The following is a 21,470-nucleotide window of genomic DNA, read 5'->3' as shown; positions in this document are numbered from 1 at the left end:
GCGGGTTCTCGACATCGTCGGCCGAAGTTTTTTTGCGGCCGTTTCATCCGACCGCGTCCGCTGCTTCTGCTTCTGCTTCTGCTTCTGCTTCTACTTCGCGTCACGGTCGAACAGTGACTTCGACCAGTAGTAGCCGAGCGCGGCCAGCGCCAGGCACCAGGCGACGGCGATCCAGCCGTTGTCGCCGATCTCCGTGCCGAGCAGCAGGCCGCGCAGGGTCTCGATGGCCGGCGTGAACGGCTGGTACTCCGCGACCGGCTGGAACCAGCCCGGCATCGCGTCGATCGGCACGAACGTACTGGAGATCAGCGGCAGGAAGATCAACGGCATCGCCGTGTTGCTGGCCGCCTCGGGGTTCGGGCTGGACAGACCCATCCCGACCGCGATCCAGGTCAGCGCCAGGGCGAACAGTACGAGCAGTCCGAACGCGGCCAGCCATTCCAGGGCCGTCGCGTCGGTGGAGCGGAAGCCTATGGCCACACCGACCGCGCCGACCAGGACCAGGCTGGCGAGCACCTGCAACACGCTGCCGACGACGTGCCCGATGAGCACGGATCCGCGGTGGATCGCCATCGTACGGAAGCGGGCGATGATCCCCTCGTTCATGTCCATGGAGACGGACACGGCCGTGCCGATCGTGGTGGAGCCGATGGTCATCAGCAGGATGCCCGGCACGAGATACGCGATGTAGGCGGAGCGGTCCGACCCGCCACTGCCCATACCCGCGCTCATCGCGCCGCCGAAGATGTAGACGAAGAGCAGGAGCAGCATGACCGGTGTCAGCAGCAGGTTCAGGGTGAGCGACGGGTAGCGGCGGACGTGGAGCAGGTTGCGGCGCAGCATCGTGTTCGAGTCGCGTACGGCGAGGGTGAGGGCACTACTCATCGGACGTTCTCCTTGGTGGAGTGGGCGGCGGGGCCCGTCAGGGCGAAGAACACGTCGTCCAAGTCCGGTGTGTGCACGGTCAGTTCGTCCGCCTCGACGCCGGTCGAGTCCAACCAGTCGAGCAGGGACCGCAGTTCGCGCTGGCTGCCGTCGCTGGGGATCTGGAGGGCGAGTGCCTCGTCGTCGCGGGTGACTTCGCGCAGGGCGGTGGCGGCGGAGCGGTAGGCGTCGGGGTCGGTGAACCGGAGGCGGACGTGCCCGCCGGGGATGAGCCGCTTCAGCTCCTCCGCGGTGCCCTCGGCGGCGATCTTGCCGTCGTTCAACACCGCGATGCGGTCGGCGAGTTCGTCGGCTTCTTCGAGGTACTGGGTGGTGAGGAAGACCGTCACCCCGTCCGCGACCAGCCCGCGGATGATCTGCCACATGGTGTGCCGGGAACGCGGGTCGAGGCCGGTGGTCGGCTCGTCGAGGAAGATGATCCGCGGGTTGCCGACGAGGGTCATGGCGAGGTCGAGGCGGCGCTTCATGCCGCCGGAGTAGGTGGAGGCGGGCTTGGTCGCGGCTTCCGTCAGATCGAACCGCTCCAGCAGCTCGGCGGCGGCCTTCCGCCCTTCCTGCTTGGGCAGGTGGTGGAGGTCGGCCATGAGGAGCATGTTCTCCTCGCCGGTGATCAGGCCGTCCACGGCGGAGAACTGGCCGGTGACGCCGATCGCGGCCCGGACCCCGTCCGGTGACGTGGCGATGTCGTGGCCCGCGACCTGGGCCTGTCCGCCGTCGGGGGTTATGAGGGTGGAGAGGATCTTTACGGCGGTGGTCTTGCCGGCGCCGTTCGGGCCGAGGAGCGCGAAGACGGACCCGGTGGGGATGCGCAGGTCGATGCCGTCGAGGACGGTCTTGTCGCCGTACGACTTGCGCAGACCGAGGGTGGAGATGGCGGCGGCGGTAGCACTGGACGTATCGGATGCATTGGACGTGGGCATGACAGATGAAGGCATGTGGCCCTCCTGGGAGAAGGCTGAAGTGGTGGGAGTGAAGCGGGAGTTGGGGGTGTTGGGGGTGTTGAAGGTGCTCAGGCCTTGGCGCGGCGGACGTCGATGTTGCCGTACCGGGTGCGGGCGCGGATCCTGACGGTGTCCTCGGTCTGCCCCGGGCTGTCGGACGCGGTGAGCGTGTTGCGTACCTGGCCGGAGGTCGAGCTGACGTCGAGCCAGGCGGCCGTGCCCTCGCGTACGCCGATGTCGATCGCGCCGAAGGCGGTCTCCAACTGGACCTCGCCACGGGCCACTTCGTCCACGCGCAGGGTGCCGTGGGCGGTGGTGGCGGTGACGGAGTCCTCGGCGCGCCGGATCTCGATGTCGCCGTTGGAGCCGTTCACCCGCAGTTCGCCGGTCGCGGCGCCGACGGTCGTGGTGCCGTGCGAGTTCCTCAGGACGGCGGAGCCGTCGACGAGGCCGACGCGCAGACTGCCGGAGCTGGTGGTGATCTCGGCCGTGCCCTCGATCCGGTCGACGGTGATCGAGCCGTGCGCCGCGGTCAGGTGCAGTGGGCCGGTCGTGTCGAGGCGGACGTCGCCGGCCGAGGTCTTCACGCGGACCTCGCCGAGCCGGCCCTCGCCGAACACCTGGGCCCAGGAGCCGGTCATGTCGACGCGTGAGCCCGTGGGCAGGTCGACCGTCACGTCGACCGTGCCGGTACGGCCGAGGCCGAGCAGATTGCCCTTGGGCGTACGGACGGTCAGTGTGCCGCCCGCGTACGTGACCTCGGTCTGGTCGGCCGCCTTTACGTCCAGGTCCTTCTTCGGGTCGCGGGGCCGCACCTCGACGACCGTGTCGAGGCGGTCGCCCGCGGTGAACTGGATGGAACCGGCCTCCACGCGCGCCGTGACCGAGATCGCTTCGGGAGTGTCGAAAGAAGGCATGGCTGTCCCGTCCTCTTGGGTCCTGGAGACGTCCCCGCTGGTGGGACGTGGTGTGGGTGAGGTGATGTAGGTGAGGTGAGGTGAGGTGATGTGGGTGCGGTGGTGTGGGGTGCGCGTGGGAACGCGGTTAGCGCACCCAGCCGGTGAAGCTCTGTCCGACGGTCTGGGCCTTCTCCGGTGTACGTGGCCGGGTGCCTCCGTCGACCGCGGCCGACACAGCGCGCACCAGCCACGCGTTGACCGACAGGCCCTCGCGGGTCGCGGCCTCCTCCGCGCGGGCCTTGAGGTGGGCCGGCAGTCGCAGGTTGACGCGGGCGATGCCGCCCTCGTCGCCGTCGGCCGGGGCCCTGAGGGGTTCGGCGGGTGCGGCCGGTTCCTCGGGGGCGCGGTCGTAGGCGGGCGGCAGCGTCACCACGAAGTCGGGGTCGAGGCCGCGCAGCCGTACGTCGACCGAGCCGGGGGCGAGTTCACGGGTGATCTCGTCCATCGCGGCGGAGAGCACGTTGAGCATGGTCAGCCGGGTCGCCGACTGCAGGGGCGCGGTCAGCCTCTCGGCCAGCTCGCGGGCTTCGTCGCCACCGGCTTCGGCGGCCACCGCGAGTTCGCGGCGGAGGGAGTCGACGTACGGTGTGAGGTCCATGACGCCATTGTGGCACCGATGTGGCACCTAGGCAAGTGTTGGTGGTGTCGAGTGGCACCACTTGGCGTCACATGGCACCACGCGGCGCCACGATTGCGCTGGAAGAACTGGAAGAACTGGAAGAAGGTGTACTCCACACCTCCACATGTGGCGGCTCGCGCGTTGTTCGTGTTCGAAGCCTGGTGTCGAACAAACAAGTCCTGAAAAATGCGACGCGCCGCGCGAGCCGTGACACGGGGGAACGGGGAGTCACGAGGAGCTGCGGGGACCATCGGGGAGGTGCGGCGATGCCGCGCAGGGAGCGACCGCTGGACGCGGGGGACGGTCCGTTAGTCGAATTCGCCGCAGGACTGCGGCAGTTGAGACGGAAGGCGGGGAATCCGCCGTACCGGAGACTGGCGGAGCAGGCGCACTATTCGATCTCGACGCTGTCCTCAGCCGCCTCCGGGCAGCGGCTGCCGACACTGGCGGTGACGCTGGCGTACGTGCGGGCCTGCGACGGGGACGTCGAGGAATGGGAGCAGCTCTGGCGCGAGGCGGCGGTGCTTCTCGGCGAGGAGTATCCGGCTTCCGGCCCGGCGGAGGAGGACGACCAGCCTCCTCCGTACGCCGGACTGCGGTCGTTCCGGGAGGAGGACTCGGAGTGGTTCTTCGGGCGGGAGCGGCTGCTGGAGGAGTTGGTCGGGCGGCTGGAGCGGCAGCGGTTCGTGGTGGTGATCGGGGCCTCGGGCTCGGGCAAGTCGTCGTTGCTGCGGGCCGGGCTGGTCCCGCGTCTTGAGGCCGCCGCCGCGACGACGGTGGTCGTACTGACGCCGGGGGCACGGCCGTTGGAGGAGTGCGCCGTACGGCTCGGGGCGATGGCGGGTCTCATGCCGGGTGCGCTGTACGGGGAGTTGAGGGAGAACCCGGAGAACCTGGGGCGCCTGGTACGGCAGATCACCGCGCTGCGGCCCGGTGCGGCCGACGGCGAACTCGTGCTGGTGGTAGACCAGTTCGAGGAGACGTTCACCCTCTGCCAGGACACCGCCGAGCGCGACCGTTTCATCGAGGCGCTCGTCTCCGCCACCTCGGATGCCAGTGGCCGATGCCGCGTCGCCCTGGGAGCCCGCGCCGACTTCTACGCCCACTGCACCCACCACGCGCCCCTGGTCGAGGCGATGCGCGACGCGCAGGTACCGGTCGGGCCGATGAGCCTGGACGAGCTGCGCCGTGCCGTGGTGCAGCCCGCGCAACGGGCCGGACTGACCATCGAGGGCGCCCTCCTGACGACCCTCATCGCACAGGCCCACGGCCAGGCGGGCGTACTGCCCCTCCTGTCCCACGCCCTGCTCCAGACCTGGCGGCGCCGACGCGGCAACGCGCTGACCCGGGACGCGTTCGAGGCGGCGGGCGGCCTGGAGGGCGCCCTGGCGCGCACGGCCGAGGAGTTCTACCAGGAACTGGCCCCGGGGCGGCAGCAGTTGGCCCGCCAGGTGTTCGTACGGCTGACGGCGCTGGGGGACGGCACGGAGGACACCCGGCGCCCGGCGCGGTTGGAGGAGCTGGACGGGTTGGCTGGGCCGACCGGGGCGGCGGGGGCGGCGGGAGCGGGTGAGGGCGGCGGGGTCGGTGACGGCAATCGGGCCGGTGGCGAGGGTGAAGGCGGGGGCGGGGGCGGGGGCGGAGATGGGGCTGGTGCGAGTGGCGGCGGAGGCAGGGCTGGCGCTGGTGGTGCCGGTCGTGGCGGCGGAGGCAGGGTTGGCGCTGGTGGTGCCGGTCGTGGCGGCGGTACCAGCGCCGGTCGCGGCGGTGACACCGGTGCTGGTGGTGGCGCCAGTGCAGGTCGTGATGTTGGCACTGGCACTGGCACCGGTGCCGACCCCTGCGTCGGCGAGATCCGTGCCGTACTCGACCTGGCAGCGCGCGCACGCCTCCTCACCCTGGACCGCGACCGCGTGGAGCTGGCCCACGAAGCGCTGATCCGATGCTGGCCCCGGCTGCACGGCTGGCTGACCGAGGACCGTGAGGCCACCCGGACCGCGCGTCGTCTCACCGACGCGGCCCAGACCTGGGAGGCGCTCGGACGCGAACCCGGAGCGCTGTACCGAGGTACCCGTCTCGCCCTGGCCGCCGGACTCGACCGTACGACGATGTCCGTACCGGAGCGGGAGTTCCTCGACGCAGGTCTGGCCGCCCGGGCGGCGGAGCACGCGGCGGTACGGCGCCGGGCCCGGTTCCGGCGCCTGGGCGTGGGGCTGCTGAGCGTCCTGCTCGTGCTGACCACGACGACAGCGGCACTGGCGGTACGGGCACAGCGGGCGGCGGACCAGCAGCGCGACGTCGTCGGTTCGCAGCGGGCCGCCGAACGGGCGGCCGCACTGCGCGGAGTCAACCCGGCCCTGGCCGCCCAACTCAGCCTGGCCGCCTACCGTTTGTCGCCCACCCCCGAGGCGCGCGGCAGCGTACTCAGCACCTTCGCGACCCCGTACGCAACTCAGTTGACGGGCCGTCAGGGTGCCGTCACCGCACTGGCGTTCAGACCCGACGGCCGCGTCCTGGTCACCGGCGACGCCGACGGGACCGTGCGATTACAGGGCGTGCCCGACCCGCACAGACCGGCCGAGCCGGTCACCCTGGGCCGCGTCGGCGGCACCGTACGCACGGTCGCCGTCAGCCCCGACGGGCGGCTGCTGGCAGCCGGGGGCGAGGAGGGCACGGTAGGGCTGTGGGACATCGGCGACGTACGACACCCCCGGCTCGCGACCCGCCTGCCGGGCGGCGCCGGTCCGGTGGTGGGGCTGGGATTCGCCCCCGAAGGCCGCAGCCACACGCTCACCCTCACCACCGCCGCCCGCGACGGAATCCGGGTCTGGCAACTGTCGAACCCCCGCAGCCCGCACACCCTTGCGACCTTGGACGCGGGCCCCGACATCACCGCCGCCGCGTTCCACCGGGACGGCCGCACCCTGGCCACGGGGCACGAAGACGGCGCGGTACGTCTGTGGGAGCTGGCGGAGTCGAGCGGACAACCACGCCTACGCCGACTGTCGACGACACCGGGACGGACGGGCCTGCCCGGCGAGGCAGGCGGAGCCGACTGGGCCGACCAGACCGCCCCCACACCCCAACCTGCCCCCACACCCCAACCTTCCCCCGCCTCCCAAGCCACCCCCACCGCCCACACCGGCCCCGTGAACGCGATGGCGTTCGCCCCCGACGGACGTCAACTCGCCACCGGCGGCGCCGACTTCACCGCGCGGCTCTGGGACGTGGGGCAGGCCACTCGACCCCGGCAGACGCAGGTGCTCGCCACGCACACCGATGCCGTCAACGCCGTCGCCTTCAGTCCCGACGGGCGGCAGCTGGCCACCGGCGGCACCGACGGCACCGTACGAAGATGGGACATCAACGGTGACGATGACGGGTCCGTTCGGGAAGCGGCCGTGCTCACCGGGCACACCGGGAGCGTCCGGGCGCTGGCCTTCGGGCCCGGCGGGCGCACGTTGGCCAGCGGCAGCGAGGACCAGAGCACCCGGCTCTGGGATCTGCCCGGCCCTGCCCTGACCGGCGCCACCAGCTCGCTCTACTCCGTCGCCTTCAGCCCCGACGGCCGGCTCCTCGCCACCGCCAGCTACGACCGCGTCGTACGCCTCTGGAACCTCGCCGACCGGAGCCGCCCACGCGAACTCCCCCCGCTCACCGGCCATACCGGCCCCGTCAACTCGGTCGCCTTCCGCCCCGACGGCCGCACTCTCGCCAGCGCCAGCGCCGACGGCACCCTCAGGATGTGGGCCCCGGGAGCGGACGCCCCGTCCCGGCTCCTCAGCGCGGTCCCCGCCCGGATCGATCACGTCAACACGCTCGCCTTCAGCCCCGACGGGCGCACCCTCGCCACCGGCGGCGAGCAGGGCACCGTACGCATCTGGAACACCACCGACGTACGCAGCCCACGCCCGCTGTCCGCCCTGCGGCTGACCGGCGCCGTCGACTCCGTGGCGTTCGCGCCCGACGGCCGCACCCTGGCAGTGGCCGGCCGGAACCGTACGGCCACCCTCTGGAACGTCACCCGCCGACGCCACCCCGCCCGGCTGTCGGTCCTCACCGGCCACACCGGCGCCGTGAAGTCGGTCGCCTTCACGCCCGACGGCCGCACGTTGGCCACCGGCAGCGAGGACCGCACCGTACGACTGTGGAGCATCGACGACCCCCGCCACCCCCTCTCCTACGACCGTCTCACCGGCTACACCGACGGCGTCATGTCCGTCGCCTTCGCGCCGAACGGCCGGACGCTGGCCGCCGCGAGCGCCGACAAGAGGGTGCGGCTGTACGGGCTTTCAGCCGGCGGCGAGGTCCGCGAACCGGTGCTGCTGGCCGCCCACACCAAGCCGGTGGACACCCTCGCCTTCAGCCCCGACGGCCGCACCCTCGCCACCGGCAGCGAGGACTGGACCGCCCTCCTCTGGGACCCCGACATCGACCGCGTCGCCGAACGGATCTGCGCCACGGCCTATCCGACGATCACCCGCACCGAATGGCGCCAGTACTTCCCACAGTGGAAGTACCGGCCACCGTGCGGGAGTTGAGGCCCCTACGGCACCGTCGTAGGCATCGGCGTCGGGCGGGCGACTCCGACGACGAAGTCTCCCCGGGGGCGGACGTCCGCCGACCAGCCGAGGGCGGCGAGCCGGTCGGTGAGCGTGTCCGGGGAGTGGAGGACCTTCTCGATACGGAACCGGCGTCCGTCGTCGAGCCGACGGACCTTCGAGGCGACCTCCTCCGGTGTGACCTCGGCGGGACCCTCGTCGACGAAGACCGCCCTGCCGTGCGGTGCGAGTGCGGAGGCGACGGTGTCCCAGAAGGCGCCCAGCCGGGACAGCGGCACATGGGAGAGCCAGAAGGCGAAGAAGACCGTGTCGTAGCGGCGCGGCGGCTGCCAGTCGAACACGTCGGCCGGGGCGAACCGGACGTTGGCGAAGGCGGCCCGTTCCCGGGCGATCTCCAGTACCTCGGGCGAGGAGTCGACCGCGGTCACCGAGCGCGCCCGCGCGGCCAGCACCCGGGTCCACTGACCCGTTCCGCAGGCCAGCTCCAGGACGTCCCCGGTGATCGGGAGGCCGTCGACCTCGGTCAGCAGCTGGCGCAGGTCCTCGCGCTCGGCGTAGACCCGGTCGTACTCGGGGGCGCGGGCCCGGTAGTAGGCAATCTGCTCGGCCAGAAGGGCTTCGTCCTCGATTGTCATGCCCTCGAAGCTAGCGGTTCCGGCAGACCGGGTTCCAGGCCGGCTACCGGCCGGAATCCAGGAAGGGGTTCACCGGGGTCGCGCGGGGCGGCAGCGTCGCCGCAGATGATCGCGGCGGCCGGGCCGCCGTAGTGCGAACTCGCCGCGTCGAGCACGAACCGCAGGGTCCTCGACCACCGGCAACCGCCACCGTGAACCGGTTGTCCAGATTTGCCAAGCCCCCCAGGCCCTCTGGATCACCTGGTCCTGCGGGCCACACCCCCGTAGATGCCGATCTCCTCGGACCCCTCCGTCGGCGGGCCGTCGGGGCGCCAGAACGGGACCTGGGTCAGGCCGGGTTCGACCAGTTCGAAGCCGTCGAAGAACCGCTCCACCTCCGCGCGCGGGCGCAGGTTCAGGGTGGCGGTGGCCTTTCTGCTGTACTCGGCCTGGGCGTCCGTGCGGTCCGCGAAGTCGCCCGTGGCGTGCGAGAGGACCAGGAAGCTGCCGGCCGGCAGTGCGTCGCGCAGGGTGGCGAGGATCTCCCCGGGCTTGTCCGCGTCGGCGAGGAAGTGGACCACGGCCACCAGGAGTAGCGCGACCGGCTCGGCGAAGTCGATGATCCGGCGGACGTCCGGGTGCTCCAGAACGGCTCGTGGGTCGCGCAGATCCGCGAGCGCCGTGCTGGTCCCGCCGCCCGAGCGGCTGAGCAGCGCGTCGGCGTGTGCCTTCACGATCGGGTCGTTGTCGACGTACGCGACCCGCACCTCCGGCACCAGCCCCTGGGCCACCTCGTGCACATTCGGTGAGGTGGGCAGGCCGGTGCCGATGTCGAGGATCTGGCGTACGCCGTTGCCGACCACGTGCCGGACCGCGCGCCGCATGAAGGCACGGTTGGCCCGCAGCCCGATCCGCACCTCGGGCGCGGCGGCGGCCAGCGCCTCCCCGGCCTGCTGGTCGACCACGTAGTTGTCCTTGCCGCCCAGCAGATAGTCGTAGATCCGGGCAGGGTGCGGCCTGCTGGTGTCGATGTCCTCGATCCGGACGTGATCCTGGCTCACCCTGCGGTCCTCCCGGTCGGCTTCGGTGTCGACTTCGGTGTCGGCTTCTGTATCGGCCTCGGCCTCAGTTTCAACTTCCGTTTTCGTGAGGGTAGTTCACGGCGACAGGGACTCGACGAGGCACGTCGGCATCGCTCCGGCCTCTCCCTGCCGTCGCCGTCTCCACCGCGCGCCGACGTATTCGATCGCCGTCGGCACCCGACCCGCTCGCAGCGGACCCGCTCTGCCCGGATCTCTTCGGGCGCCGTCTCGCCAGCCTCCGGCCCAGTGCCTGCCCCGGTGCCTCGATGTACCGGTAGCTCAGTACGCACAGCGGCAACAGGACGGCGAAGAAGGCCACTTCGAGCAGGGGAGTGTTGTGCCGCTGTCGGCCGATCGTGCCGTCGCTCGCCATCAGCAGCAGTGGGTGCAGCAGGTAGACCGAATAGCTGATCGTGCCCAGGCCGATCAGCAGGAGCGGTACACGGCGGTGGCGCAGCGCCAGTCCGGTGCCGAAGGTGAGGACGGCCAGCAGGAACGCCGTGATCCAGCCGCGCCGTGTGAACTGGGACCCGTCGCCGTGCCCGTACGCGCTCCCCACGGCGCAGACGACGACCACGACGGCCATACAGGCCGCGTACCACCAGCTGCTCCGGCCGTGTTCGGCCCGGTGGACGACCGTGCCGAGGAACATCACGGCGAGGATCACCAGGCCCTCCCACACCGGGACCGTGCCGTTGAAGAGGACCAGCACGAGGGCGAGGGCCGCGCCCACCCCGCCCCCGAACACCTGGAGCCGGGGCGACCTGGCGCTCGTACAGCAGATGGCTGCCGTCAGGGCGATCGCGGTGAGCGTGACCAGGGTGCCGGTGCCGACCGCGTCGGAGAGGGCGGAGACCGGGAGCACGACCCCGGTCGCCACGCTCACGGCGGCGAGCACGGCCAGGGTGACGGCGACCGGCGCCGGCCGTTCGTGCCGGCGGACCGTGAAGAGGGCGACGACCAGGAGGTAGAACGCCATCTCGTAGGAGAGCGTCCACAGCACGAGGAGGAGGTTGGGGGTGCCCAACAGCTCCTGGAACAGGGTGAGATGGGCGAGGGCGGTGGTGGCGGCGCCGAGGTCGGTACGCGGCTCCGCGATCCCGAGGAGGCCGAGGACGAGGACGGTCGCGATGGCCGCCACGCACAGGGGGTAGATGCGGAAGACCCGCCCGATCCAGAACGTCCGTACACTGCCCCGGCGTTCGAGCGACGCCGGGATGATGTAGCCGCTGACCAGGAAGAACACCATGATGCCGTACCGGCTGGTGTTGAACTCGGGGACCAGCTCCCGGCGGAACTCCGGCAGGAACGAGTACGCCGAGTGGTCGAACACGACGACGAGCGCCGCGATGCCCCGCAGGGCGTCCAGCCAGCCCAGTCGGCCCACCCGCCCCTGCGACGGGCTCGGCGGGGCGGTCATGGGGTGGGCTTCACGGGGACGCAGGGCTCGGACTCGGTCTCGGTCGTGGAGGAGTCGAGCGTGTACCGGTCGATCTCGTATGCGTGTACCGCCTGCGGTTCGGCGCTGCCCTCACTGTTCTCGAAGACCAGCACGTTCCCCCGGCTCAGGGTGACCCGCACGGGCACGGTCCAGGAGTGGACGGGTGCACTGACGATGTCGTCCTTGCCGACCGACACGAGCCGGAGGGCGGCGGCCTTGCCCCACGGCTTGCAGGTGTACCCGGGCGGGAGCAGCTCCACGTCCACCACGATGCCGTTCGGGCGCAGTTCCCGCGCGAGGTCGTACTGGGCATCGAGGTCGATCCCGCCCTGGAGGGTGAGCGTGACACTGCCGTCCCCGTGGCTCTCCACCGCGTACGCCACCGAGTCGGTCGGTGAACCGGGCACGACCACCGCGGCGAGCCCGGCCACCGCACAGACCGCTGCGGCGAGGGAGATCCGGCGGGGGGTGAGCAGACGCCGTACGGAGGTGGTCGCCCCGCCCTCACTCGTTTCGGCCTCCGTCGACACGCTCTCCCGCAGCTCGATCTCCCGCTGCAGCTCCTTCAGCAGCCGGTCCTCGAACGACGTCCTCCTCGTGTTCATGCCTCGCCCTTCCTGACGTACAGCAGTGATGTGTCCGGCGTCGTCTCTACAGCCCTCCGGCCCGCCTCCCCGCGCAGCGCCTTCCGCGCCCGGTGCAGTCGGACCCTGGCCGTGACCGGGCGGATGCCCAGCGCGGACGCCGCCTCCGGGATCGTGAGCTGGTCCACCACGATCAGCTCCAGGACGGCCCGCTCGCCCTCGGGGAGCCGTTCGAGAGCGGCCAGTGCGCGTCGACCCGGACTCTCCGCGTCGAGCCTGTCCTCGATGCGGGCGATGTCGTCGGCCTCCAGCAGCCGCCGCCCGGAGAACCGACGGTCCCGCTCCGCCTCCCGGGCGACCCGGCGCCGCTCCGACGACACGACGTTGCGCGCGATCCCGTACAGCCAGGCCGTCTCGCTGCCCAGGCGCGGTTTGTACGTGTGGGCCGAGTCGAGCACCGCGAGGAAGATCTCGGCCGTCAGGTCGGCCGCCGTGTGGGGGTCGTCGACCCGTCGGGCCACGAACCGCAGCACGGCGTCGACATGACGCCGGTAGAACGCCTCGAAGAGCGCCGGGTCATGGACGGCATCGGAGGGCCCACTCCGTAACCTTTCCGCCTCCGCACCATCCACTGGCATCTCCTTCGCGTCCTGCTCGTAGCGGCCTTCGCTCTTCACCTGTTCTTGGACGGAGATCCGAAAAGCGTTACAAGCCGCCCACCGGCAAACGCCCACCCACGCCGACCCACGTCCACCGACAACGCCCGTCGGCAAACGCCCACCGCCAACGCCCATCGACAGCACTCACCGGCAACGCCCATCAGCAATACGGATTCCGGCCGACATCCGACCGGTATCCGGCTGGCGTCGGACAGGCCCGGAGGCGGTGGATCCGCCCCGGATCCGTTCCGTTCCGCCCCTCGAACGAACCTGTCGATGACACCACGGGCCACTCTGGAATCCCGCGTTCCGATTCACTCGAACTGGATTCCGGTTAGCGAAATCCGGACCCCCGTGAAGGTCGATCTGGCGTTCGAAGGCGGTCTAATCGCCACTGCCGCACTTCGGCCGATTCCTGTCCATTAATGCCGCATATTCGGCAATTTCTGAAGTGCTCCTGGTCACTATTGGTTGATCCTAGAAGCACAATGGGCATCTTGATCATCATGACCACCGAGACACGCACACCCCATCCAGTCCTCGATCAAGCCACCATCACGAGCCTCCTCTTCCGCGACGGTTCGGACGGAAACAAGATCCACGGCCGCTGGCGCAAGGCGGTCTCGAACGACCTGTTCCGGTACCGTCCCGGACTCGGGACCCAGCAACGCTGGCAGCTCGCCTACGAACGGCTGCGAGCGCTGAACGACGAGGTTTCCTCGCCCGAGGAATTCGCCAGTGACCCGCGCGGACTTGCGGCGTTGCACGAGTGGACCTGCCCGGTGGACGGCGCCACCGTCACCGTGGCCGGGATTCACTACAACCTTTTCCTCGGCAGCGTCGTCGACGACAAGGTGTCCCCGCCCCGCGAGTTGACGGACTTCACCTCCATGACGCGCATGGGCACGTTCCTGTGCACCGAGCGCGCGCACGGGAACGACGTACCGGCGCTGGAGACCGTAGCCCGCTACGACCGGGAGAACGACGAGTTCGTGCTCCACACCCCGCACCCCGGGGCGCAGAAGTACATGCCCAACACCAGTTCCTCGGGCGGCCCCAAGACCGCTGTGGTCGCCGCGCGGCTCATCGTCGACGACAAGTACCTGGGCGCCTTCCTCTTCCTCACCCCGCTGAGCGACGAGTACGGCACCCTGCCCGGCATCACCGTCACCCAGCTGCCCGAGCGCATCGGCACCTCGGTGGACCACTGCGCCACCAACTTCGACCAGGTACGGCTGCCCCGCAGCGCCCTCATCCAGGGTGCCCACGGACAGCTCCTGCCCGACGGATCCCTCGTCAGCTCCGTCGGCAGTCCGCGAAAACGGTTCATCCACGCCATCAGCAGAGTCACGGCGGGCAAGCTGTGCATGAGTGCGAGCGGGCTCGGAGTGGCCCGTACGGCACTCGCCATAGCCGTCCGGTACTCCTACACCCGGCACATCTCCGGGCCGGTCGCCGGGCAGCGCGTCCCGCTCGCCGCCCATCGCAGCCACCACTCCCGCCTCCTCGACCACACCGCCACCGCCTACGCCATGACCTTCCTCCACCGGGCGGCCACCGAACGCTGGGTCACCCACACGCCCGAGGGCCGCGCGGACGCCGAACGGCTGGTCGCCGTCACCAAGGGGTGGGTCACCTGGCAGGCCCGCGAGATAGCGACCGAGAGCCGGGAACGGTGCGGCGCGCGCGGGCTGTTCCTCGTGAACGGGCTCGCCGACCTGGCCGGCAACATGGACGGCGCGATCACCGCCGAGGGCGACAACCTGGCGATCTGGTGCAAGGCCGGTGCCGAGATGATCTTCGGCCACGAGCTGGCGCCCGAGCCCGTCCCCGCCACCGGCGACGAACCGCTCACCGACCCCGGCCTGCTGCGCCGTGCCCTCACCGCCGCCGAGCGCTACTGGCACCTCGCCGCCCGGCGCGACCTGCGCGGCGGAGACGGCGGCGACGCCCTCGGCCGCTGGAACAACGCGTCCGACGCCGCCCTGAACCTCGTCGAGGTGTACGCGGTCGGCCAGGCCGCCGACGCCTTACTCACTGCTTGCGCCCGCGTCTCCGACCCGATCACACGTGCCGTCCTGGAGGACCTCGGCGCGCTCTTCCTGCTCCGCCAGGTCAGCGCCCGCAGCGGTCTGCTGCTCGCCGAACAGGCCCTCACCGCCGACCAGGTCCGCGCGATCCCGGCGACCCTGAACACCCTGACGACCCGGCTCGCCCCGCACCTCAGCACCCTGACGCAGGCCTTCGACGTCCCGGAGGAGCACCTGTCGTCGCTGCCGATGCTGAGCGGTGTGTGAGCCTTCCGGTCCGCGTTCTCGAACCGCGACGAGGCGGCTCCTGACCTAAGAATGACGTGCGCATGACTCTCGGTTGAGGCAGAGGCTCAATTGAGGCAGAGGCTCAGTTGGGGTAGAGGCTCAGTTGGGGTAGAGGCTCAGTCGGGGCAGACGCTCGACCGAGACAACCGATCAAGCGCGCCGGGCGTGTGGGGGATGTACGCCCGGCCGTTCGTGAGCGGAGCTCAGTCCGCCCGCCGCAGCACCCGGTACAGCGCCGCACTCACCGCGAACCCCACCAGGCACGTGATGTCACCGAAGGCCGGCCACTGTTCCGGCACCCAGCCCACGTACTTCTCCTGGTTCGAGAAGAGCGGCACCGACACCGCGATGCCCGCCAACAGGGCGCCGATCCCAGGCCAGTTGGCGAAGGACCGGTCGGACAGCCGCGCTTCCAGCGTCTCCACCGGCGTCCGCGCCTGAAGCCACCGCTCCACCAGCACCACACCGAGCCACGGCCCCACCCAGTAGGCGATCACCAGCAGAAACGCCTCGTACGCGTGCCCCGCGTCCTCCAGCGCCGACCAGGCCGCCGCCGTACCCGCGAGCCCGCACAGCACGACGATCGCGCTCCGTCCCAGCCAGACGGGCAGTCGCAACCCCAGAGAGGTGATCGACATCGCCGACGAGTAGACGTTGATGGCGTTCGCCGAGACCGCGCCCAGGATGATCGCGAGCAGCACCAAGTTGCTGAGCCAGCCCGGGAGATGACCCGTGAAGGCCCCCGTCGGGGACGCGCCCTCGGGAGCGACGATCGTCGCCGAGGCCGCGCCGATCAGCGCCACGACGGCGACGGACACGAACAGGCCCACCGCCGGGTAGAGCACGGTCCGGAAGCGGTCGGCCGTACGGGGAAGGTAGCGGGAGTAGTCCGAGGCACCCGGGTTCCAGCCGGCCGTGTACCCCCAGGCCGCGCTGAACGCCAGCAGGAACCCGCCGATACCGCCGCCCGCGCCCGGCGCGCCCAGGTCCGCCTCCTTGAACGTCCAGACACCGGCCAGCAGGAACACGACCGCCAGCGCCGGGAACGCGTACTTCTCGAAGGCGTGGACGAAGTTGTGGCCGATGAAGCCGATCACGATCTCCGCCGCCACCACCAGCAACAGAGAGGGGAGCGGACGCAGTCCGGTCAGCGTGTTGAGCGCGAAAGCGGCGCTCACACTGTTGACGGCGAACCAACCGACGCCCGCGACAAGCGCGTTCACACCGGCGGGCAGCAGATTCCCCTGGAACCCGAAGGCGAACCGGCCGATCGCCATCTGCGGTACGCCGAACCGGGGCCCGTCGAGCGAGAGGATCCCGTGCGTCAGCGAACCGAGCGCGGTGCCCAGCAGCAGGGCCGCGGACGCCTGCCAGAAGTTCAGCCCGAAGAAGAGGACCGAGATCACACCGATGTAGACGGTCGCGAACTCGATGTTCGGCGAGGCCCAGGTCCAGAGCAACTGGAGCGGACCGCCGTGCCGTTCGGCGTCCGGAATGGGTTCCGAGCCCGCCGTCTCCACGGCGATGACCTTGTCGCCGTACGCGGGGGCAGGTGGGGGACTGGTGGTGCCGGCGGGAGCAGTCGTCATGCGAGGTAAGTGTCCGGCCCCCGTCCCCTCTGGCCCAGGGGCGCATTGTCCGCTTCGGGGGGCTCGTCGGCGTACAGCTTGTACGGGGGCTGCCGGCAGCCCCCGTGGGCATCAGTCCTTCGGCTCCTCTCCGTTCTCCTTGCGCTTCAGTTCCTCCTCGCGGCGGCGCAGGTCGGCCTCCCAGTCGCGGAGGTGGGTGTCGTCGTCCTCCACCGGCTCGGCGGGGTCGGATTTCTCGGCCTTCTCGTCCTTGAGGGACTTCAGGAACTCCGGGTTGTCGTCCGGGGCGACCCACTGGCCGCCCGAGGCGGAGCCCATGCGCCGGGAGGTGGCGCGGTCGCGGCCGATGATCAGCCAGGAGATGGAGCCGACCAGCGGGAACAGCAGGATGAGCAGGGCCCATACGGGCTTGGGCATGAAGCGGACGTCCTTCTCCTGCGTGGTGACGCAGTCGATGAACGCGTAGATGCTCAGTGCGAGAGGCACCAGGATGAGCAGCACCCGGAGCATGTATCGGTCCCCTTGAGTCGCTGTCCGGGCGCGCTGACGGTCGCGTCCGGCCCCCGCTGACGGGTCCAGGGTAGTCCGTAACGGATACTGGAACGCATGGCTTACGACGATCTTCGCTCCCTGCTCAGGGCGCTGGAGCGCGAGGGTGACCTCAAGCGCATCAAGGCCGAGGTGGACCCGTACCTGGAGGTCGGGGAGATCGTCGACCGGGTGCAGAAGGCAGGCGGGCCCGCGCTGCTCTTCGAGAACGTGCGCGGGTCGGCGATGCCGCTGGCGATGAACGTGTTCGGCACCGACCGCAGGCTGCTGAAATCCCTCGGACTGACGTCGTACGAGGACATCAGCGACAAGATCGGCGGGCTGCTGAAGCCCGAGCTGCCGCACGGGTTCGTGGGCGTGCGCGAGGCCTTTGGCAAGCTCGGCGCGATGACGCACGTACCGCCGAAGAAGGTGAAGTCCGACAACGCGCCGGTGCAGGAGGTCGTCCTCAAGGGCGACGAGGTGGACCTCGACCGACTGCCCGCCCTGTTCACGTGGCCGCAGGACGGCGGCTCCTTCTTCAACCTGGGGCTGACGCACACCAAGGACCCGGAGAACGGCGTACGCAACCTCGGGCTCTACCGCCTCCAGCGGCACGACAAGCGCACGATCGGTATGCACTGGCAGATCCACAAGGACAGCCGGAACCACTACCAGGTCGCCGCGCGCAAGGGCGAGCGGCTGCCGGTCGCCATCGCGTTCGGGTGTCCGCCCGCCGTGACGTACGCGTCCACCGCACCCCTCCCCGGTGACATCGACGAATATCTGTTCGCCGGGTTCATCGCGGGCAAGCGGATCGAGATGGTCGACTGCAAGACGGTGCCCCTGCAGGTGCCGGCGCAGGCGGAGGTCGTGCTGGAGGGCTGGCTGGAACCGGGGGAGATGCTGCCTGAGGGTCCGTTCGGTGACCACACGGGTTTCTACACCCCGCAGGAGCCTTTCCCGGCGCTCACCATCGACTGCGTGACCATGCGGCGGCGACCGCTGCTCCAGTCGATCGTCGTCGGCAGGCCGCCGACGGAGGACGGCCCGCTGGGCCGGGCCACGGAGCGCTTCTTCCTCCCGCTCCTGAAGATCATCGTCCCGGACATCGTGGACTACCACCTCCCCGAGGCGGGCGGCTTCCACAACTGCGCGATCGTCGCGATCGACAAGAAGTACCCGAAGCACGCACAGAAGGTCATGCACGCGGTCTGGGGCGCCCACATGATGTCCCTGACCAAGCTCATCGTGGTCGTCGACTCGGACTGCGACGTCCACGACCTGCACGAAGTCGCCTGGCGGGCCCTCGGAAACACCGACTACGCCCGCGACCTGACGGTGGCCGAAGGCCCCGTCGACCACCTCGACCACGCCTCCTACCAGCAGTTCTGGGGCGGCAAGGCGGGCATCGACGCGACCCGGAAATGGCCCGAGGAGGGCTATACACGGGACGGCGGCTGGCCGGAGATGGTGGTGTCCGACCCGGAGACGGCGGCGACGGTCGACAGACGCTGGAAGGAATACGGACTGTGAGTTCTGCTTCTGCATCCGCTGCACTGCCCCAGCCGGGCCGGACCAAAGCGTTCCTGCGCCTGGTCATGATCGAGCACTCGATCTTCGCGCTGCCCTTCGCCTACATCGCCGCGCTCACGGCGATGTTCCAGGCGGACAAGAACATCCACTGGGGCAGGCTGCTGCTCGTCACGATCTGCATGGTCGGCCTGCGGACGTTCGCGATGGCCGTCAACCGGATCATCGACCGCGAGATCGACGCCCGTAACCCGCGTACGGCCCACCGCGAGCTGGTGACCGGCGCGATGTCGGTGAAGCACGCCTGGACCGGCGCGCTGATCGCCGTCGTGATCTTCCTGGGCTCGGCGGCCCTCCTGAACCCCCTCTGCCTGGCCCTCGCCCCCGTCGCCGTGATCCCGATGGTCGTGTACCCGTACGGCAAGCGGTTCACGAACTTCCCGCAGGCCATACTGGGTCTCGCCCAGGCCATGGGCCCGGTCGGCGGCTGGCTGGCGATCACGGGGGAGTGGTCCTGGGACGCGGTCATCCTCGGCCTCGCCGTCGGCATCTGGATCGGCGGCTTCGACCTGATCTACGCCTGCCAGGACGTCGAGACGGACCGCGAGACCGGCGTGATGTCGGTGCCCGCGCGCTTCGGCATCCCGGCGGCGGTGTGGGGCGCGCGCGCCTGCCACACCGTCACCATGACACTCCTGGCCTGGTACGCGGTCGCCACCGACGCCGGTACGTTCCTCTGGGTCGGCCTGGTGATCGTCGCGGGCGCGTTCCTGTACGAGCACAACATCGTCAAGCCGACCGACCTGTCGCGGCTCAACAGAGCGTTCTTCAGCGTCAACGGGTTCATCGGGATCGCTCTTTTCGTGTGTGCGCTGCTGGACCTGCTGGTCCGGGGCCTCACGCCGTAACGGTTGGCCTGCGCGCTGCCTACTCGGGTTCACGCGCCGCGTGTACGGCGGGTTCGCCGAGCAGCGCGCGCAGCTCCGCCGCCTCCCGGGTGCCGTAGCGCCGGAAGGCCCGTAGCGCCTCCCGCCGAAGCCCCCCGCCGCCGAAACACAACCGCCGCCCCCACCCCCGCTATCAGCCCGATCAAATGCCCCTGCCAGCTGACCCCCGTCTGGGTCGGAGCCAGGCCCGCCAGGAAAGTTGTGCCCCAGACGGCCGCCACGAGCAGACCGACCACGATGCCCAGTGGTCGGCGCTCCACGAAGCCCGTCACCAGCAAGTAGCCGAAGAGGCCGAAGATCAGGCCGGAGGCGCCCGCCGTGTTGGTGTGTGCCGGGGCTATGAGCCACACGCCCAGTCCGCCGACGACGATGATCACCGCGCAGACCACGGCGAACCGGCGCAGGCCGCCCAGGGCCGCGAGGAAGCCGAGGACCAGCAGCGGGACGCTGTTGGCGGCCACATGGGCGAAGCCGAAGTGGATGAAGGACGCCGGGACGACATCGACCAGCTCGGAGGCCGTACGGGGTGTGATGCCCAGGCCGTCCAGCGCATGGCCGCTCACCGCGTCGACGGCCTCCAGCAGCCACAGCAGCGCCACCCAGGCGAGCATCAGCTTGGCGGCGGCCTTCGCGCGGTCACCGCCGGACGGGCGGGTGTCGGAAAGACGGCCGCCGGGCAGGTCAGGGCCCGCACCGGACCGGCCCGTTCCCGCCGGATTCCACTTCTCCCACATGGCAGACCCCCGTCCCGCCCATCACGGACGAATCAACTCGTCCCTTCCAGGGAACGCCCGAGCGCCCTCCCCCGGTTCCCACCCCACGATGCCGGATAAGCTCGGACCCGTGAACCCACTCAAGCCAGGAGAGACGCCGCGCGCGCCTTGGATCGTGGGGGTGTCCGGCGCCTCCGGCACGCCATACGCCGCTGCCGTCCTGCGTGGCCTCCTCGACGCGGGCGAGAGCGTCGACCTCGTCGTGTCCCGGGCCTCCCGGCTGACGCTGCTCGACGAGACCGGGATCTCCTTCCGGGACGCCCACTGGCAGGACGACCTGCGCGAATGGCTGACCCGGGGCGCCGACGGCAAGCCGGGTACGTTCGATGTGGACCTCGGCGGCGTACGGCACTGGGCTGCCGGTGACCTCGCCGCGGGGCCGTCCTCCGGGTCGTACGCCACCAAGGGGATGCTGATCGTGCCCGCGTCCACCGCCTGCGTGGCCGGGGTCGCGCTCGGGCTGTCCAAGGATCTGTTGCAACGGGCGGCCAGTGTGACCCTCAAGGAGCGGCGCACGCTCGTCGTCGCCGTACGGGAGTCCCCGCTCAACGGGCAGACGCTGCGGCACCTGGTGACGCTGGACGACGCCGGCGCGAGCGTCGTACCGGCCTCGCCCGCCTTCTACGCCGGCGCCACCCACATCCAGGACCTGGTCGACTTCGTCGCCGGGCGCGTGCTCGACGCGGCGGGCGTCCCGCACGGGCTGTACCGCCGGTGGGAGGGCGAACTCGGCGGCGGGGCGTCGTCGCGTACGTCCCGTCCTGATAACGGCTGAGTCCTGGGCCGTATCAGTAATCCGCGGTGCCGCTCATCACTTCGAGCACCGTCAGCACCATCAGCACGACCAGTACTTTCAGCGGTTTCAGCAACATCGGCAAACTTCAAGATTCTTCATCGGAAGGCTCGATCGCATGGACGCGGTGGACAGGCAGCTCATCCAGGCCCTGAGGGAGAACGGCCGGGCCTCTTACGCCGAGCTGGGGCGCCTCGTCGGTCTGTCGGGACCCAGTGTCACCGACCGCATCAACCGGCTGGAGGCGGCCGGTGTCATCACCGGGTACCGCGCCACCGTCGACTCCGCCTCGCTCGGCCTCGGAGTCATCGCGCTCATCGGAATCTCGCTGTCCGACGCGGCCGACCACGAGGACGTGGCGCGCAGGCTCCGGGACCTCGGGGAGATCGAGGACTGCTGGTTCATCGCGGGCGACGACTCGTTCATGCTCAAGGTGCGGGCGAGTGACGTCGACGGTCTGGAGAAGACCATCCGGCGGCTCAGCGGGATCCAGGGCGTCTCCAGGACCCGTACGACCGTCGTCCTCTCCACGAAGTGGGAGAACAGGGTCGGAGACCTGCCCGAAGAGGTCTGAGCGGGCTGG

Annotated in this window: 18 protein-coding genes; 6 read left to right on the top strand and 12 right to left on the bottom strand. The window is 70.3% G+C overall.

Going from position 1 to position 21,470, the window contains the following annotated elements; all coding sequences use genetic code 11:
- Positions 1 to 90 precede the first annotated feature (90 nt).
- From LUX31_RS17470 to LUX31_RS17455, 4 genes are all read right to left on the bottom strand, one after another.
- Entirely contained in the window at positions 91 to 885 is a 795-nt protein-coding gene (locus tag LUX31_RS17470) for an ABC transporter permease (RefSeq protein WP_235475708.1), read from the bottom strand.
- The gene (locus tag LUX31_RS17465; protein WP_235479956.1) at positions 882 to 1,865 is read right to left on the bottom strand and encodes an ATP-binding cassette domain-containing protein; all 984 of its coding nucleotides are present in this window, start codon (positions 1,863 to 1,865) and stop codon (positions 882 to 884) included. The genes LUX31_RS17470 and LUX31_RS17465 overlap by 4 nt, the downstream gene beginning before the upstream one ends.
- 89 nt (positions 1,866 to 1,954) lie before the next feature.
- Positions 1,955 to 2,803, bottom strand: a complete 849-nt coding sequence (locus LUX31_RS17460) for a DUF4097 family beta strand repeat-containing protein (protein ID WP_235475707.1) — start codon at positions 2,801 to 2,803, stop codon at positions 1,955 to 1,957.
- A gap of 127 nt (positions 2,804 to 2,930) precedes the next feature.
- Positions 2,931 to 3,443, bottom strand: coding sequence for a toxin-antitoxin system HicB family antitoxin (locus tag LUX31_RS17455; protein ID WP_235475706.1), 513 nt, complete (start codon positions 3,441 to 3,443; stop codon positions 2,931 to 2,933).
- Between the two features lie 287 nt (positions 3,444 to 3,730).
- Between LUX31_RS17455 and LUX31_RS17450 the strand changes: the two genes are divergently transcribed.
- Complete coding sequence (locus LUX31_RS17450; protein ID WP_235475705.1) at positions 3,731 to 8,005, top strand: nSTAND1 domain-containing NTPase; 4,275 nt, start codon at positions 3,731 to 3,733, stop codon at positions 8,003 to 8,005.
- Between the two features lie 5 nt (positions 8,006 to 8,010).
- Here LUX31_RS17450 and LUX31_RS17445 read toward each other — a convergent pair whose 3' ends face one another.
- The 5 genes from LUX31_RS17445 to LUX31_RS17425 form a co-directional block, all read right to left on the bottom strand.
- Entirely contained in the window at positions 8,011 to 8,661 is a 651-nt protein-coding gene (locus tag LUX31_RS17445) for a class I SAM-dependent methyltransferase (RefSeq protein ID WP_235475704.1), read from the bottom strand.
- 236 nt (positions 8,662 to 8,897) lie between these two features.
- Entirely contained in the window at positions 8,898 to 9,701 is an 804-nt protein-coding gene (locus LUX31_RS17440) for an SAM-dependent methyltransferase (RefSeq protein ID WP_235475703.1), read from the bottom strand.
- Positions 9,702 to 9,771: 70 nt separating this feature from the next.
- Positions 9,772 to 11,142: an acyltransferase family protein gene (locus LUX31_RS17435; protein WP_235475702.1), complete on the bottom strand. Its 1,371-nt coding sequence runs from the start codon at positions 11,140 to 11,142 to the stop codon at positions 9,772 to 9,774.
- Positions 11,139 to 11,768, bottom strand: coding sequence for a hypothetical protein (locus LUX31_RS17430; protein ID WP_235475701.1), 630 nt, complete (start codon positions 11,766 to 11,768; stop codon positions 11,139 to 11,141). The genes LUX31_RS17435 and LUX31_RS17430 overlap by 4 nt, the downstream gene beginning before the upstream one ends.
- Complete coding sequence (locus LUX31_RS17425) at positions 11,765 to 12,385, bottom strand: RNA polymerase sigma factor (protein ID WP_235479955.1); 621 nt, start codon at positions 12,383 to 12,385, stop codon at positions 11,765 to 11,767. Before LUX31_RS17425 ends, LUX31_RS17430 begins: the two co-directional genes overlap by 4 nt.
- A gap of 527 nt (positions 12,386 to 12,912) precedes the next feature.
- On the opposite strand from LUX31_RS17425, the gene LUX31_RS17420 reads away from it, so the two are divergent.
- A complete protein-coding gene (locus LUX31_RS17420) occupies positions 12,913 to 14,703 on the top strand; it encodes an acyl-CoA dehydrogenase family protein (RefSeq protein ID WP_235475700.1) in 1,791 nt (596 codons plus the stop codon).
- Between the two features lie 224 nt (positions 14,704 to 14,927).
- Here LUX31_RS17420 and LUX31_RS17415 read toward each other — a convergent pair whose 3' ends face one another.
- Both LUX31_RS17415 and LUX31_RS17410 read right to left on the bottom strand, forming a co-directional pair.
- The gene (locus LUX31_RS17415) at positions 14,928 to 16,313 is read right to left on the bottom strand and encodes a purine-cytosine permease family protein (protein ID WP_235475699.1); all 1,386 of its coding nucleotides are present in this window, start codon (positions 16,311 to 16,313) and stop codon (positions 14,928 to 14,930) included.
- 111 nt (positions 16,314 to 16,424) lie between these two features.
- Entirely contained in the window at positions 16,425 to 16,823 is a 399-nt protein-coding gene (locus LUX31_RS17410) for a PLD nuclease N-terminal domain-containing protein (protein ID WP_235475698.1), read from the bottom strand.
- Between the two features lie 96 nt (positions 16,824 to 16,919).
- On the opposite strand from LUX31_RS17410, the gene LUX31_RS17405 reads away from it, so the two are divergent.
- Both LUX31_RS17405 and mqnP read left to right on the top strand, forming a co-directional pair.
- Positions 16,920 to 18,377, top strand: a complete 1,458-nt coding sequence (locus LUX31_RS17405; protein WP_235475697.1) for a menaquinone biosynthesis decarboxylase — start codon at positions 16,920 to 16,922, stop codon at positions 18,375 to 18,377.
- A complete protein-coding gene (gene mqnP, locus LUX31_RS17400; RefSeq protein WP_235475696.1) occupies positions 18,374 to 19,282 on the top strand; it encodes a menaquinone biosynthesis prenyltransferase MqnP in 909 nt (302 codons plus the stop codon). Before LUX31_RS17405 ends, mqnP begins: the two co-directional genes overlap by 4 nt.
- A 29-nt stretch (positions 19,283 to 19,311) precedes the next feature.
- Here the strand turns inward: mqnP and LUX31_RS17395 are convergent, their stop codons facing one another.
- Positions 19,312 to 19,932 carry a rhomboid family intramembrane serine protease gene (locus LUX31_RS17395; RefSeq protein WP_235479954.1) on the bottom strand — a complete coding sequence of 207 codons (621 nt, stop codon included), beginning with the start codon at positions 19,930 to 19,932 and terminating at the stop codon, positions 19,312 to 19,314.
- Positions 19,933 to 20,143: 211 nt separating this feature from the next.
- Between LUX31_RS17395 and LUX31_RS17390 the strand changes: the two genes are divergently transcribed.
- On the top strand, positions 20,144 to 20,869 hold the full coding sequence (locus LUX31_RS17390; protein WP_443045972.1) for a UbiX family flavin prenyltransferase: 726 nt from the start codon (positions 20,144 to 20,146) through the stop codon (positions 20,867 to 20,869).
- A gap of 136 nt (positions 20,870 to 21,005) precedes the next feature.
- Positions 21,006 to 21,461 carry an Lrp/AsnC family transcriptional regulator gene (locus LUX31_RS17385; RefSeq protein ID WP_105972321.1) on the top strand — a complete coding sequence of 152 codons (456 nt, stop codon included), beginning with the start codon at positions 21,006 to 21,008 and terminating at the stop codon, positions 21,459 to 21,461.
- Positions 21,462 to 21,470: the final 9 nt, after the last annotated feature.

This window comes from Streptomyces sp. GQFP, assembly GCF_021545335.1.
Lineage (GTDB): Bacteria > Actinomycetota > Actinomycetes > Streptomycetales > Streptomycetaceae > Streptomyces.
Note: the sequence above shows the minus strand (reverse complement) of the source record. Positions and strands in the feature narration are given on the sequence as shown.

What these genes read in the sequence shown, in the direction of transcription:
- LUX31_RS17405 (WP_235475697.1), top strand. Translation starts at nt 16,920, where the DNA reads ATGGCTTACGACGATCTTCGCTCCCTGCTCAGGGCGCTGGAGCGCGAG.
- LUX31_RS17430 (WP_235475701.1), bottom strand. Translation starts at nt 11,768, where the DNA reads ATGAACACGAGGAGGACGTCGTTCGAGGACCGGCTGCTGAAGGAGCTG.
- LUX31_RS17410 (WP_235475698.1), bottom strand. Translation starts at nt 16,823, where the DNA reads ATGCTCCGGGTGCTGCTCATCCTGGTGCCTCTCGCACTGAGCATCTAC.
- LUX31_RS17385 (WP_105972321.1), top strand. Translation starts at nt 21,006, where the DNA reads ATGGACGCGGTGGACAGGCAGCTCATCCAGGCCCTGAGGGAGAACGGC.
- LUX31_RS17435 (WP_235475702.1), bottom strand. Translation starts at nt 11,142, where the DNA reads ATGACCGCCCCGCCGAGCCCGTCGCAGGGGCGGGTGGGCCGACTGGGC.
- LUX31_RS17425 (WP_235479955.1), bottom strand. Translation starts at nt 12,385, where the DNA reads ATGCCAGTGGATGGTGCGGAGGCGGAAAGGTTACGGAGTGGGCCCTCC.
- LUX31_RS17395 (WP_235479954.1), bottom strand. Translation starts at nt 19,932, where the DNA reads ATGCTCGCCTGGGTGGCGCTGCTGTGGCTGCTGGAGGCCGTCGACGCG.
- LUX31_RS17420 (WP_235475700.1), top strand. Translation starts at nt 12,913, where the DNA reads ATGACCACCGAGACACGCACACCCCATCCAGTCCTCGATCAAGCCACC.
- LUX31_RS17470 (WP_235475708.1), bottom strand. Translation starts at nt 885, where the DNA reads ATGAGTAGTGCCCTCACCCTCGCCGTACGCGACTCGAACACGATGCTG.
- LUX31_RS17455 (WP_235475706.1), bottom strand. Translation starts at nt 3,443, where the DNA reads ATGGACCTCACACCGTACGTCGACTCCCTCCGCCGCGAACTCGCGGTG.
- LUX31_RS17390 (WP_443045972.1), top strand. Translation starts at nt 20,144, where the DNA reads ATGCCGGATAAGCTCGGACCCGTGAACCCACTCAAGCCAGGAGAGACG.
- LUX31_RS17415 (WP_235475699.1), bottom strand. Translation starts at nt 16,313, where the DNA reads ATGACGACTGCTCCCGCCGGCACCACCAGTCCCCCACCTGCCCCCGCG.
- LUX31_RS17460 (WP_235475707.1), bottom strand. Translation starts at nt 2,803, where the DNA reads ATGCCTTCTTTCGACACTCCCGAAGCGATCTCGGTCACGGCGCGCGTG.
- LUX31_RS17450 (WP_235475705.1), top strand. Translation starts at nt 3,731, where the DNA reads ATGCCGCGCAGGGAGCGACCGCTGGACGCGGGGGACGGTCCGTTAGTC.
- LUX31_RS17465 (WP_235479956.1), bottom strand. Translation starts at nt 1,865, where the DNA reads ATGCCCACGTCCAATGCATCCGATACGTCCAGTGCTACCGCCGCCGCC.
- LUX31_RS17445 (WP_235475704.1), bottom strand. Translation starts at nt 8,661, where the DNA reads ATGACAATCGAGGACGAAGCCCTTCTGGCCGAGCAGATTGCCTACTAC.